At 62.1% G+C, this 13549-nt stretch carries 14 protein-coding genes and 1 tRNA gene; 9 read left to right on the top strand and 6 right to left on the bottom strand.

Going from position 1 to position 13549, the window contains the following annotated elements; all coding sequences use genetic code 11:
- Positions 1-187: 187 nt before the first annotated feature.
- The 3 genes from J3R73_RS13285 (at position 188) to J3R73_RS13295 (ending at position 2290) form a co-directional block, all read left to right on the top strand.
- Positions 188-532 (top strand): GPW/gp25 family protein, encoded by a 345-nt coding sequence (locus J3R73_RS13285; RefSeq protein WP_307427505.1) that lies wholly within the window; start codon positions 188-190, stop codon positions 530-532.
- A gap of 342 nt (positions 533-874) precedes the next feature.
- Positions 875-2059 (top strand): OpgC family protein, encoded by a 1185-nt coding sequence (locus J3R73_RS13290; RefSeq protein WP_307427507.1) that lies wholly within the window; start codon positions 875-877, stop codon positions 2057-2059.
- Between the two features lie 157 nt (positions 2060-2216).
- Positions 2217-2290 (top strand) — tRNA-Cys (locus J3R73_RS13295).
- A gap of 196 nt (positions 2291-2486) precedes the next feature.
- On the opposite strand, the gene J3R73_RS13300 is transcribed toward J3R73_RS13295, so the two are convergent.
- From J3R73_RS13300 to J3R73_RS13315, 4 genes are all read right to left on the bottom strand, one after another.
- Positions 2487-4307: an amidohydrolase gene (locus J3R73_RS13300; protein WP_307427509.1), complete on the bottom strand. Its 1821-nt coding sequence runs from the start codon at positions 4305-4307 to the stop codon at positions 2487-2489.
- Positions 4308-4455: 148 nt separating this feature from the next.
- Positions 4456-5808: a serine hydrolase domain-containing protein gene (locus tag J3R73_RS13305; protein WP_307427510.1), complete on the bottom strand. Its 1353-nt coding sequence runs from the start codon at positions 5806-5808 to the stop codon at positions 4456-4458.
- 1049 nt (positions 5809-6857) lie between these two features.
- Entirely contained in the window at positions 6858-7112 is a 255-nt protein-coding gene (locus tag J3R73_RS13310) for a BrnA antitoxin family protein (protein WP_307427513.1), read from the bottom strand.
- A gap of 64 nt (positions 7113-7176) precedes the next feature.
- The gene (locus tag J3R73_RS13315; protein ID WP_307427516.1) at positions 7177-7443 is read right to left on the bottom strand and encodes a BrnT family toxin; all 267 of its coding nucleotides are present in this window, start codon (positions 7441-7443) and stop codon (positions 7177-7179) included.
- Between the two features lie 587 nt (positions 7444-8030).
- Between J3R73_RS13315 and J3R73_RS13320 the strand changes: the two genes are divergently transcribed.
- Complete coding sequence (locus tag J3R73_RS13320; protein ID WP_307427518.1) at positions 8031-8297, top strand: hypothetical protein; 267 nt, start codon at positions 8031-8033, stop codon at positions 8295-8297.
- Positions 8298-8516: 219 nt separating this feature from the next.
- Here the strand turns inward: J3R73_RS13320 and J3R73_RS13325 are convergent, their stop codons facing one another.
- Positions 8517-8951: a Ros/MucR family transcriptional regulator gene (locus J3R73_RS13325; RefSeq protein WP_307427520.1), complete on the bottom strand. Its 435-nt coding sequence runs from the start codon at positions 8949-8951 to the stop codon at positions 8517-8519.
- A gap of 86 nt (positions 8952-9037) precedes the next feature.
- The gene (locus J3R73_RS13330; RefSeq protein WP_307427522.1) at positions 9038-9235 is read right to left on the bottom strand and encodes a hypothetical protein; all 198 of its coding nucleotides are present in this window, start codon (positions 9233-9235) and stop codon (positions 9038-9040) included.
- A gap of 206 nt (positions 9236-9441) precedes the next feature.
- On the opposite strand from J3R73_RS13330, the gene J3R73_RS13335 reads away from it, so the two are divergent.
- From J3R73_RS13335 to J3R73_RS13355, 5 genes are all read left to right on the top strand, one after another.
- Complete coding sequence (locus tag J3R73_RS13335) at positions 9442-9936, top strand: invasion associated locus B family protein (RefSeq protein WP_307427524.1); 495 nt, start codon at positions 9442-9444, stop codon at positions 9934-9936.
- Between the two features lie 236 nt (positions 9937-10172).
- Entirely contained in the window at positions 10173-10463 is a 291-nt protein-coding gene (locus J3R73_RS13340) for a hypothetical protein (RefSeq protein ID WP_307427526.1), read from the top strand.
- Between the two features lie 242 nt (positions 10464-10705).
- Positions 10706-11362, top strand: a complete 657-nt coding sequence (locus J3R73_RS13345) for a protein-L-isoaspartate O-methyltransferase family protein (RefSeq protein WP_307427528.1) — start codon at positions 10706-10708, stop codon at positions 11360-11362.
- A gap of 205 nt (positions 11363-11567) precedes the next feature.
- On the top strand, positions 11568-12941 hold the full coding sequence (locus J3R73_RS13350; protein WP_307427531.1) for a TolC family outer membrane protein: 1374 nt from the start codon (positions 11568-11570) through the stop codon (positions 12939-12941).
- Positions 12938-13549, top strand: a complete 612-nt coding sequence (locus J3R73_RS13355) for a DUF2497 domain-containing protein (protein WP_307427533.1) — start codon at positions 12938-12940, stop codon at positions 13547-13549. The genes J3R73_RS13350 and J3R73_RS13355 overlap by 4 nt, the downstream gene beginning before the upstream one ends.

Raw genomic sequence — 13549 nt, forward strand, 5'->3', positions numbered from 1 at the left:
ATTCCCTGCCGGGACAACTGCCGGGCCGGGAATGAGTTCCTCATGGCGCCTGCCGACCGCGCCGGGAGCTTTTGGCAATTGAACGGACCCGGGCGCCGGGATGAAACCCGTCGAATTTCACGGGCGGTGCCGGCCCCCGCGAATTGCTAGGGTTTCGGTGGGATCGGGCAACCACGAGGGGCACATCGTGAGCGACAAGGTTGATCGGCGATGCGGCAACCTGCCAGCGCCCCGGCAAAGCATCCGCGTGGCGATCGGCAGCATCCTGCGCACGCCGCCCACGAACAATCCGTCCCAGCCCGGCTTCGGCAATCGCGTGCTGAATGGCTGCGGGCGGTCCCTGACGGGGCTGAACGAGGATTGCGTGGCGCGGGAGGCCCGACGCGTCATCGACGTCTTCGAGCCGCTGATAGAGGTCAGGGACGTCGCCGTGGAAATGACCCCGTCGAGTGCGGTCAACGCTATCACCATACGCTATGAAATCATCGAATCCGGCGATCTCCATGACATCCGGGTCGAGATCCCGACATAGTCTGGTGCCGCGGCGTTCGCGCCCGGCCGCCGTCCGTCAGGGTACAATTTCCTCCGGCGCCGTATGGCATCGCAGCCGATGCCGCGTCGAGGCAGAGAGCCTGGAGAGCCGACGGCGCTTTCCGCGAGGCCGCTCCGCCGTGCATGGAATTGTCCAGGCATCCTTGCTAAGGTCGCCGCCGATTTTTGTTCCTTCGAGGCGAAGTTGATTCGCCCTAACGCTCCCGCGAGGCGGGAGCGGGGCTTTCTTTCGGTGACGCCGGCTGAGATGGCATTCCTCGCGTGAAGCCGAACGGCCATCGATCATCTCATTTTTCGGCTATCTTTTTTCGGCGACAGAAATATGAAGCGGCTCAATATACTGGACGGATTCCGAGGGTATTTCCTCGTGTTCATGGTTCTGAACCATGTGGCGCTGAGGGGCGGCGTCTGGCTCGTGCACGTCAATCACGGCGAATTGGGCTATGTCCAGGACGCGCAGGGCTTCGTTTTCCTTTCCGGCCTGATGGTCGGCATGGTCTACAGCCGCCGGATGACGAAGCAGGGCTTTCGCGCCGGCGCCCTGAAGATGTGGCGGCGGGCGCTGGAAATCTACCGCTACACGCTCGGCTGCCTGGTCGGCATCGTTCTTTTGGCAGTGATCTTTCCCGAGGCGCAGGAGGCCTGGCGTCCCTGGCTGCTGCAACTCGGCGACCGGGATCCGCTGTTCGTGCTGGCGGCCGCCCTGCTTGTCTTCCAGCCGACCTTCATGGACATCCTGCCGCAATATATCCTCTACATGCTCGTCGCGCCGCCCCTCGTCTGGCTGTGCATACAGGGGCGCTGGCGGATCGTGCTCTTCGGCTCCATCGCGGTATGGCTGGCGATCCAGTTCGGCGTCCATCTGCCCTTCATCGACACCTTCCATGCGCTCGCCGGCCGGATCGAATCGCCGGGTCTCCTCCAGATCTATTTCAACCTGTTCGCCTGGCAGATCTGCTTCATGTCCGGTCTCGTGCTGGGCGCGCTCACCATGACCGGGCAGATCGACTGGCAGCGGTTGATGGACCCGCGCAGGCCGGCCCTGGCCTGGTTCGCCCTCGGGGTCTTCCTGGTCTTCGCCGCGCTTCGGCTCGGCCTCACCTTCGGCGTCTATCCGCCCGACTTCGTCGACCGCATCACCCTGTTCGACCGGCGCGACGAATTGAGCTTCATCTATGTCGCCAATTTCGCGGTGGATGCCTATCTCATCGCATGGGTGCTGATCGCCGGGCCGCGCACCGGCAACATCGTGCTGGCGACGATCGCGACCGGCCTGACCTGGCTGTTCAACCAGCCCTTCCTGCGGTTCATCGGCCGCCATTCGCTGCAGACCTATACGCTCCACGTGTTCCTGATCTACGGCATCAAGGCACTCGACGTGAATTTCGGGCCGTGGACCCAGGCGACCAAGACCGCGGTGGTGATCGGGGCGATCGCATCGCTGGCGCTGCCGGCCCTCTACCGCGAGTCGCGCTTCTTCGCCCGCAAGCCGGCTTCCTCGACGTGAGGCCGGCATGGCCCGCAACGGACCGGGACGCCTCCGGTCTTCTTCAGGCAACCGGCCGCACAATTAAACCGACCGGCGCGTAAAAGCGGTTGAACCGGGGGGGCTTGCTTGATATAGCGCGCTCCTCCGCTTTGTCCTGCAATGCTCGACAATGGATGGCCACGTGGCGGAGTGGTTACGCAGAGGACTGCAAATCCTTGCACCCCGGTTCGATTCCGGGCGTGGCCTCCAAATTGATCTCGCAGAGGTTTTCGATACACGAGAGCTTCGAGAAAGTTCTCGTTGAACGCCTGGGGACGCAGAGTTTCTGAGCCCGACAGGGTGCGCCCGTTGGCCTGCAGTGAGCCGTGAGGCGCCTCCGGCGCGTCGCAGACACTTCCCGGGCATTACGGCGTCGTCGCGGGGTGTGGCATGGGAATGCGGCGGTTCAAGCGCCGTGTTCGTGCCTCAGCCGGCCGTTCATCACCGTCATCAGCACTTTCGTCCTGTGGATCTGGTCCGGCGAGACCTCGAACAGGTTTCGCTCCAGCACGATGAGGTCTGCGAGTTTCCCGACCTCGATCGAGCCGATTTCCCGTTCCATTCCGAGTTCCCAGGCCGGGCCCATCGTCGCGGCGCTGAGCGCCACATCGAGCGGGACCACCTCATCGGCGGGGGCGAGCGGAGGCCCGTTCGGCTTGCCGAGCTCGCGTCTCGTCGTCGCCACCTCGATCGCCTCGAGCGGGCGGAACGTGCTGTAATATCCCGCCGCCGGCCAATCGGTGCCGAGCGACAGCACGCCGCCCGCACGATGTATCGAGCCCCAGGGATATAGTTCGTTGCTGCGGGGGAGCCCCAGCCGGGCTCGCGTAACCGCCTGCGAAGCATCGGGAACCGCCCATTGTGCCGAAAATTGTGCGACGACACCGAGCTTGGCAAAGCGCGGGATGTCGTCCGGGCTCACCAGGAACAGGTGGGCTATGGTGTTTCGACGATCGCGCGGCGGGTTGGCCTCGATCGCGGCCTCGAATGCGTCCAGCGACAGGTGCGTCGCCCGGTCACCGTAGGAATGGATGTGGATGTCGATGCCCTCGCGGTCGGCGCGCCTGATGATGTCGGCGAAGAGAGGGGGCGGCAGCAGCGTATCGCCGCTGGTTTCCGGCGCATCGGCATAGGGCGCGAAGAACGCAGCCGTCCGCTGCGCGTCGCCGCCGTCGATGTTCAGCTTCAACACCGACGCCTTCACCAGCTCCGAGTTGAATTCCCGGTGCAGCGCCTGGATCAGCGGCACGGGATCGATGGCCGGGTTGTTGTGGTAATAGCTGCCGACCACCCGGAACGGCAGCTTTTCTTCCCGCTCCAGTTCGTCATAGATGGCGAAGCCGTCCGCCTCGGGCACGACCTGCATGCCGGCGTCGAAGAGGGTCGTGATGCCCGCCGCGGAAGCCTCGGGAAGCCATTCCGTAAGCGACGTGGCGACATACTCTGCGCTGAACGGCTCCACCGCGTTGTTGACCATCAACTCGGCGGGAACTTCGACCAGATAGCCGGTCGGCACCCCCGTGGCATCGCGCTGGAAGAAGCTGAAGCCGGGCAGCGGGTCCTTCGTATCCCTGGTGACTCCGGCAAGCGTCAGCATCTTCGAATTGGCCCAGGCGCTATGGCCGTCGATGGCGATCAGGAAGGCGGGGGTGTTCGGCCAGATGGCGTCGAGGTCTTCCTTGCGCGGACCCGCCGCCGGAAAGGCGCAGTATCGCCAGCCATAGCCGCGGACGATATCCACGGTTCCGATCTCGTCGCGGTATGCTTTGAGGGTGGCGAGCGTTTCCTCGTGCGTATCGAATGGAAGATTGACGCCCCGTGTGAGGGTAGCCCCGACGAGAGGATGAATGTGGCCTTCGACAAAGCCGGGCAGCAGCATCTTGCCGGCGAGATCGACCACCCGCGTCCGCGCACCGATATAGGCCTGCACGCCTGCGTCGTCCCCGACATAGACGATCCGTTTACCCTTGACGGCGACGGCGCCCGCCCATGGCGTGTCGCGGGCGACCGTGTAGACCGGGCCGTTCCTGAAGACGATGTCCGCGCTCGGATCGGAACCGGCAACGATATCCGCTGCGAAGATGGGCGCCGCGGAGGCGGCCGCCACCACGGCCGAGGCGGCAAAGGCCGCGCCCTTGATAAGCCCCTGGCGTCGTAGCGGGCCAATCTCGTGCGAAGAGCCCGCAAAGATATCCCGATAGGTCCCCCAGTCGCATCCGATGCACATGATGGCTCCTTTTCAAATCGAAAACCTGAAATGAGCCCGACACCGCGGAACGACGGCGTCGTTGCAGTCCATGACTGCCGGCTCAAAGCACCCCGCGCAAACGACGTCCCGGCATTCGCGCGATCTGGACCTCGAAAAGCCGGTCGGATCAGTCAGAGGCTTTGGCGGTTTGATCCAGCCACGCCCTGATGTCGTTCCATCCTTTCAGGTATTCGACGATCGAATGCGCCGGCGTCGATGAATAACGGACCGTTACAATATGCTTGCCGGGATTGATGTATAATCCCTGGCCGTATACCCCAAGCCCCATCAGCGCATGATCGTCTCCCATCAATTGGTACCAATATGACCGATAGGAGCGAATGATGGGATTGGATTTGAAGTTTCCGTTTTTCCAAGCAACTTCATCGCCATATTCGTAGAGGCGATCAATCACACTTGCCGGAAAGACCTGTTGGCCGTTGACTTGTCCGTGATTGGCTATCATCAACCCGAGCTTGGCGAGATCCCGCGCAGAGATCGTCAAACCCGTGCTGACATACATCTTGCCGGTGGGATCGACGGGCTCGTAGAGATCGTCCTGCAGGCCGAGCTTGGACCACAGCAGGTCGCTCGCCAATTGCTCGAAAGGCTCGCCGGCGGCCCTGGTGATGATCCAGCCTGCGGCTTCGGTCGTCATCGACGCATAGTGGAAATGGCCGTCTTTCGGGCCGTCCGCCTTTACCGCCTCGAGTGTGGCATAAGCCGACTGGCGGCTGTTCAGCGCCATCGTCGACCACAAGGCGGCATCCGCGACATCGGTCTCGCCGCTGGTTTCCCCGGCCCCGACATTGACCTTCATGTCCAGCACGTCGCGCACGGTCGCGTCGCCGAACGGCGTCTTCGCCAATTCCGGCACGTAGGACTTGACCAGGCGGGTTTCGTCGAGCTTGCCCTGAGCGATCAGCAATTCCGCCAGGAGCCCGGTCACGCCCTTGGTCACCGACGAGATATAGTGCGGCTTGCTGGCGCTCATGCCGTCGCCGTACCATTCGGCAACGAGCTTGCCGTCCTTGATCACCACCAGGGCATCGGTGAACGACTTGCCTGCATAGTCGCCGATCGTGTCACTGACGCCGTTTATCGTGAGCTTTGTGTCGAGCAGGGCCTTGTCCAGCTTTTCCGGAATCGGGGAGGGTGCCGGACGCTCGACCAGCATCGGCGCGGTGCGCGTGAACCGGCTGGTGTGCTGAAGCGTCCAGCGGACAAACGGATAGCGAAACAGGTTGTCCGGCGTGACCAGTTTGTCCGGCGCCGGCGGAAACCCGACCATGATGCCTGCCTCTTGCCAGGTCAGATGGCATTCCGCCGAGTCCTTGACCGTATCCGCCCGCACGCCTGCTGCGATGGCGACCTTGTCGCCCCCGACGAGGCAGGACGCCGCCGAGGGTGATCGGGCCAGCGCCGGACCGACCGCAGATGCCATCACCAGAGTCGAAAGCCATGCTCCTAAGGTATTCATGCCGACACGTTCCTCGCTTTAGGCCCAGGCGTGGCGACCGCACCTGTCATGGTCATGGTCAAGCCCGCACCGCAGCACTTTTCTGTGTTCTCGATCTCCGTTGTTCAAGGTTGAGCGAAGATCGTTGCCCACGACACTTTTATCCAGCGGATGCTGATCTACGGGATTGATTTGAGTCAATTTACTGCTGATTTCACTCAAGCTGGAGCGCGTTGAAATTCATTTGGATCAAATGACTGCGCTGGCGACAGAGGGCATGGACAAGTATGCCCTCGGGTCTTTTCATCTCGTGCGGCAAGTCTTGAAGTGTCTGAGCTTCAGGAAGAAACGTTCAATGAGATTGCGATCGCAATAGAGTGCATGGCCGCATCAGATTCTGAGAGGATGTCTTTCCGGGAGGTATGACGGCGAGGGCACCTCAGCCGCCGCCGCGCCCCGCCAAGGGCTGACGATCCTTGCCAGAGGAAATGCGGCCTATCACCGGTCCGGGCTCTCACACCCAGTGTGGCAATGCGTGCAAAGCCGGCGGTTCGCAAGAACCTGCGGCCGCATATCCTCCCTCCGGGAGATTGAAGCAAGCCGCGCTTTGCCTTGGGCGCCCTGGTAGGTGCCCCCAAATTTGGGGAGCCCCTCAACCGTGACTATGTGCTCCTGACTTAGAGATCAGAACGGCGCTATCGCGTGCCTGCCGGCTTTTTGAGAGTGCCAAAGCGCCTGGCGTAAGCGTCAGGATAATAGGCTCGTCGGGTGGCAGGCTCGCGGGGCGGTCAATAGCCGTCTGTATCGTGGTTCTCTGTTCAAATTGTTTGACCGCATCAGCCGGAATTCTGAGAAGACGCGGTCCGATACGAAATGCACAAGCTCGCCGCGCCTGATCAGTGCTCTAACATGGTTCGGCGTGCCCCCCCAGCGCTCTGCAAGGGTTTCAGCTGCGTAAGGATCTTGGGTCCATTCGGATTGCTCCATACGTTTGCCCCCCCCGACCCCTGATCGTCCCCTTTGGGCTAGCGGCTTTCAAACGCCTGCCTCCGCGCGCGCATTTGCCGACGTCAACCTGCCTTTTCGAGCCATTCCTTGAGGATAGCATTCGCCCTCGTCTGCCAGCCGTCGCCCAAGGCGCGCAGGCCCGTCACGACATCATCGTCGAGACGCATCGATATCAGGTGTTTCGGCTTCGGCACGCGCGGCCGGCCACGGCGCCTAGCCTCCTGATAGGTCACCAATTTGGCGTCATCGGGAAGGGGTGGATTGTCCGGATCGGCGACGGCCGCCGCCGTCAGCGCGGCGTTTTCCTCGTCGGTCATTTCGTCAGCGAGCTTCGCCGCTCGGGCGCGTGCGTCCTCTCGCTTGGCCCTCAGCCATTCCTCATCAGATATTTTCACCATAGTGTCGTATCTCCTGCCTCGTCGCGTGGCGCAGGCTGATCGCGCGTTCCTCGTCTCCCCGGGTGGTGTAAACGTAGACAAAGAGACGATCGCCAATACAGCCGATTGCACGGCCGCGATACTCGCCATAGGCCTCATCGCGATCCTCCTCGATCAGGGCTGTTTCCCAATCGAAATGCTCGGCAGCCGACAGCGATATTCCGTGGTTTCTCTGGTTCAGCAGATCTTTCTGCGGATCGAAGGAAGGCATGGGGGTATCCTGCTTATTGCGATGAGCTTTGTCATGGAGGGGGTCCCTGTCTTCGAGTTGTGCGCGAGGCGGTTTGCCTCTTGCAGACAATATATTGTATCTACGTTTATTTGGAATGTCCATTCGCGTATCTACAAAAAGAGAGGCGTTGCGAGAAATTGGCGCTGGGATTATGGCGCCTTCGCGTGGGGACGTGTCATGATGCGAGCTGCCGCACTCGCCATCATGTGCCTGCCGGCGGCCGGCGCGCCGGACTGATCAGCCCAAACCTCATCGAACGTGTCGGAGGAACAGCCTTCCGCGAGGGCCGCCACCGCGGAGGAGAGGCGCTGTGCCTCCTGATGGCCATACACTTGGAGTTCGGATCGAAGATTGTCCGGAATCTTGGTTCGAGCTTCATGAAGCTCTCGCTCCATCGAGCATATGTTCGGATTTTAGCGCAGCCACCGCGGCGGCGGTGCTGGCGAATTCGCCGAGGCGTCGCCCGGAATGCGCCCAGGCGCTTACAACCTTCCTCCCAATGGCAACGTGGCCGAGCAGAAATTCTTGCCCTTCCCAACGCCAAGAGGGTCACTGGTGATGCGGTCTTGAATTGGACAAAGAAAAATAAGAAGCGGGAACAAGAGCTTGGTCAGGTATGGCACCCACTACCGCTTTCGCAGCGCAATCAAGGACTGACGCCCGAGGAGCTTTATCTGTCAGAGCCTAACTTTGCGGCGATCACAATCGTTCTCGAGCTTATGGAGAATGACACTGACTTCCGGCTATCAGTTCTTGCGAGGGTAAAAAACACTTCCGAGGAAAAGCTGCTTTTGACCGTTACCTTCAGCCAGGCGTTCCCGAGTCGCGCTTAGGGCGTGTCCTTCTCGGTGCCGGCGACCACATATTTGCCGATGCGCGGAACCGACATATTCGTAAAAGTGCAGGGCTTTATAGCCTGCAAATCCTTACCCCGGTTCGATTCCGGGCGCGGCCTCGCAAATTATCCCCGATACAGGCTCTCGCCCAATCCGACAAGTCGGGCGACCGGCCGTTCCAGCCGCCCCGCCGTGAACCATGGCGCCGACGGCACCCTATTGCTGCACGGCAGCCATTTTCGGCGCGGGGCGCTTTCGCAGCGTCTGCCCGAAACCGATCCGCCTGGCGAGGTCCGAACGCGATTTGGAGTAGTTCGGTGCCACCATCGGATAGTCGGCCGGCAGGTTCCATTTCGCCCGATAGTCGTCCGGCGTCATATTGTACTGCACGCTGAGGTGGCGCCTGAGCGACTTGTATTTCCTGCCGTCCTCGAGGCTGACGAGGTAATCGGGCGTTATCGACTTTCTGATGGGAACGGCAGGAACCGGTCTGGCCTCCGGCGGCTGTTCCGGAGCCTCACCCTTCGCCAGTTTCCTCAGGGCGGCGTGGACGTCCGCAATGAGCTTGGGCAGTTCGATCGAGGCCACGTTGTTATGAGAGACATAGGCCGTCACGATACCGGCCGTGATGTCGACCGCTACATCGTCCATGTGCTGTTCCCCTGAAACCGAAACCTTCATAGGCGGAAAGAAATGTCCCTCATTCGACATGAAGGTCCTCCTGTTTTGTCGGCGCGCTATCTCGTCGAGCGCCTGGCGTGAAAGGTGGCGAACAGCTCGAAAGCCACGGCCAGCAGGGCAATCGACGCGATGGCCGAGCCGGCAATGACCAAATTGCCATCGCCGAGGACGACCGTCTGCGCCCACCATGCGGAGAGGTCGAAAAATGCGAACGCGGTCGCCGCGAGCAGGGTCGCGACCAGAATCAGCGTCACCGAAGCACCTCCTTTGACCGATAGTTAAAACGAACAAAGAACCAATCGACCGTCCTTGATTGGTGGATCAAGAACGTCTTGGCGAGTTAATTATATTTAACCTTCCAGTGCGCAGATGAGTATTTGCATTTCATAATTTGTTAAGCTTTAGGGTATGACCTTTTGAAGGTAAACAGGAGAAGGTGAATTCAACGATGTTACAACAAATGACTTTGACGATTGCGATATTCTTTCTGGCAACTGTCGCTGCAATTGCTGCAACGCCTAAATCGCTGGGTGTCTTCGGGAAATGGAGCGCCTGGACTTACCTCGATGAAGGGCGCAGTCATTGCTTTGTCTATTCAAACCCGGTCTTAAGCGAACCGGCCGGCCTCGATCACGGAGCGGTGACGTTTTTCGTCCGCACCACTCTTCGCAAGAGCACATCGACAGAGGCCAGTTTTCAAACCGGATACCGCTTCGCGCCGGGATCGGAGATACGCGCGCGCGTCGACGGTGCGGCGTTCCACATGTTCTCGGCCGGCAACAGCGCCTGGCTGCGCGAAGGCAAAGGACGGGAGGACGAATTCGTCCGCGCTCTCGAGCGGGGCCGCGAGATGACGGTGGAGGCGGTGTCGAGCCGCGGCAATGAAACGAAATACCGCTTCTCTCTCGACGGCGTGACCAACGCGATGCGTACAGCGCAGGCCGCATGCCCTTGACCCCGGGCCGCCGGAGTCGGGCGTCGGCTCCCGAGCCGGCGCGACGGCCCATCGGGGCTGCAGCGCCATGTCCGCTCGCCGTCGACGCCGTCCTGCCGAGCTGGCCGCGACGTCGGATCCGGCGGGAACAGGCCGACGACTCGCCCGTTGACCGGAAGGGCGATCGTCGCACGGATGGGCCCGCCTCGGGGCGCCTTGCAGGCGGCGACTGAGCCGACAGCGAGGAGGTTCCTTGCATGGAGAAATATCTCAACCTCTCCGACCCGGGCCTGCCGCCCTACGCCATGCAGCGCATCGTCGCCCGAGACAGCATCGGACCCCTCATCGCGCGTCTTGCGCTCGGCAAGCCCGGCTGCGAGCCCGTGGACGCCGAACGGACGATCCTGGCCGGACCCACGCTTGAAGATGCCCGGCACGAAGCCCAATTGCTGTGGAAAGGACGCCCGGCCGGCGATGCGGCGGAAGGGTATCGGATCGTCAATTCGGACGGCGAGATCGTCGACGTCGTGATCGACGTCCAGGCTTGATCACGGCGCCGCTGGACCTCGATCTTCGATAAAATACCGCCTTCTGCGTATTTTATGACTGGAAGACCCGTTTGTTCCTCGGCAGCGCCGGAGGGCCTCGGCCCGATCGGATCCGGAGCCGGACGGCTGCAGGGGAGGCTTGCCGGCCCCATCGCGATTGCCCTTGGATGAGGCAGACTGCCCGCTTGCCTTTTGCGGAAGCTTGCCGCAAACAACGCAAGGTTAATAAAGGGTTTCGCTCGATGACCGATTTCGCCCACGCGCGCCGGACGATGGTGGACTGCCAGATCCGGCCCAACGACGTCACCGAAGGTCGCGTCATCGATGCCTTTCTCGCCGTGCCCCGTGAAGATTTCCTGCCCGCCGACCGAAAGGCGCTGGCCTATGCGGATATCGACATTCCCCTCGGCAAAACCAGCGCCCCCCGCCATCTGATCCCGCCGATGATCCTGGCGAAGATGGCGCAGGCTGCGACGATCCTCCACACGGATGCGATCCTCGACGTCGGTGCGGGCACGGGCTATTCTTCGGCCGTCCTGTCCCATCTCGGAGCCAAGGTCGTCGCCCTCGAATGCGACGACGATATTGCCGCCGACGCGAAGACGGCGCTCGCGCCTTACGGCAATGTCTCCGTCGCCACCGGCCCGCTGGAGAGGGGGGCCGCCGCTTCCGGCCCTTACGACGTCATCATCTTGGAGGGGTCGGTGGAGGAAATTCCCCCGGACCTCTTTCATTCGCTGCGGGAAGGCGGCAGGCTGCTCGCCGTCGTCGGTCGCGGGCGATCCGGCCGGGCCACCATCTTCGTGCGTGTCGGCGAAGACTTTTCCGGCCGCGTCGCCTTCGATGCGGCCTTGCCGCCTCTCCCGGGATTTGAACGCAAGCCGGTTTTCACCTTCTAGCCGGTTCTATGAAAAGGCCCGTATAGTTTTGATTTACCATCAAAATTAACCATAGGGCCAGGGTACTGTCTCTTTTTTGCTTCAACCTGGGAATTATCGATTCGCCGCCCCGATTCGGGCTTGGTGATTTTCTTTTCACACGTTACTTTTCAGTAAATGGTTGAACGGGCGACCGTTTCAATTTCACTTTGGGTTGGTCAGAGTCATGAAACCTGTGCGTATCCTGTCGTCCCTGGTGGCTGGCGTTTCGCTTGCCTTTCTCGCTTCGCAGGCCCAGGCCCAGTCGCTGGAGTCGGCCCTTTCTCAAGCCTACACTTCCAATCCGACCTTGAATGCGCAGCGGGCGGGGGCCCGTGCCTACGACGAAAACGTTCCTCAGGCCTTGAGCGGCTATCGTCCTTCGGTCACCGCGACGGCGAATGCCAGTGCCGAGAGGGACTATTTCAAGGTACCCCGGGCCGGACACGATCAAGATACCCGCTTTCCCCGCGGCGTCGGCCTCACGGTCACACAGCCGCTGTTCGACGGCTTCAAGACGGCGAATGCCGTCCGGTCGGCGGAAGCGGGTGTCCTCAGCCAGCGGGAATCGCTGCGCGATTCCGAGCAGACGGTCCTGCTCGATGCCGTGACCGCCTATATGAACGTCCTGCGCGACGCCGCGCTCTACAATCTCCAGCAGAACAATGTCGAGGTGCTCCAGGAGCAGCTCAAGCAGACCCAGGATCGCTTCGATGTCGGCGAGGTGACGCGGACCGACGTCGAGCAGGCGAATGCCAGTCTCGCCAGCGCGCGCTCGCAGGAGATCGCAGCGCAGGCCCAGCTCAACGCCTCGACCGCGGTCTACCGCCAGGTCATCGGCTCGCAGCCCAAGCGCCTGGCGCCGGCCAAGCCCCTCAGGATCTTGCCGAAAAGCCAGGCCGCCGCCGTTCAGCAGGGACTCGGCGGCCATCCGGCCATCTTGTCCGCCCTGCACAATGTCGATATGGCGGCGGAGCAGGTGAAGGTCGCCGAAGCCGCCCTTTATCCGACGTTGAACGCCCAGGGTTCGTTCCAGCACACCTATGATTCCGATACGTCGGTCCGCATGGACACTTCCGTGTCGATCGGCGCCTTCCTGACCATTCCGATCTACGAAGGCGGGGCGGATTATTCGAAGATCCGCCAGGCGAAGGAGAATCTCGGCCAGGCGCGCATCCAGGCGGATGTGCTTCGCGAGCAGGTGCGGGCCGCCGTCGTCCAGGCATGGGGCAATTTCGACGCTTCGCGATCGGAAATCCAGGCGAACCAGGCCGGGGTGACGGCGGCCGGCGTGGCCCTTGCCGGCGTGCGTGAGGAAGCCAAGGTCGGCCAGCGCACCACCTTCGACGTCCTGCAGCAGCAGCAGGTGCTTCTCAATTCGCGCGCTTCGCTGATCACGGCGCAGCGCGACCAGGTCGTCGCCGCCTACACGCTGCTCTCTTCCATCGGCAAGCTCAATGCGACCGCGCTCGGTCTCAAGGTTCGCCGCTACGACCCGACAACTCATTACAACCAGGTACGCGACAAGTGGATCGGCACTGACATTCCAGATGGAAGGTGAACGTGATTCCGCAGAGCAACAACGAGTTTCCAGGCGGGGCGCGCGGCGAAGCGGAAGGGGGGCGCAAGGATGCCTCTCCCGAGGTTCCCCCGGCGCGCGGCAATTCCGTTTCACCCGAGAAGCTTAAAGCCAGCGCTTCCAGCATCCGGGTAGATCAGCCGCGGGCTGCGAAGGAGCCGTCGATGGACGAGATCCTCGCATCGATCCGCAAGATCGTTTCCGACGATGTCCCGACCGCGAAGGCCGGGGGACGCGCCTCGGCGGCCAAACCGGCCGAGGCCGCCGCCGGTTCCAGCGCATCGCCGAGGCAGCAGAAGGCGCCGGCGGTTGCACAGGCGGAGGCGGCCGGGGCTACGGCCAAGAACAGCCCTGGCGTGCCGGATCCTGCGGTCACCGCCGCTTTGGTGTCGCCGGCCGTCCGCGCCGAAGCGGCTGCGTCCTTTGCCACCCTGGGGCAGGCCGTGTTCAACAAGAATGCCCGCACCGTCGAGGATGTCATGCAGGATCTCCTGCGCCCGATGCTGCAGAGCTGGCTCGATGCCCATCTGCCCGGTCTGGTCGAGCGGCTCGTCCGCCAGGAGATCGAGCGGATATCCGGCCGTTCCTGA

This window comes from Labrys monachus (assembly GCF_030814655.1).
Classification (GTDB): domain Bacteria; phylum Pseudomonadota; class Alphaproteobacteria; order Rhizobiales; family Labraceae; genus Labrys; species Labrys monacha.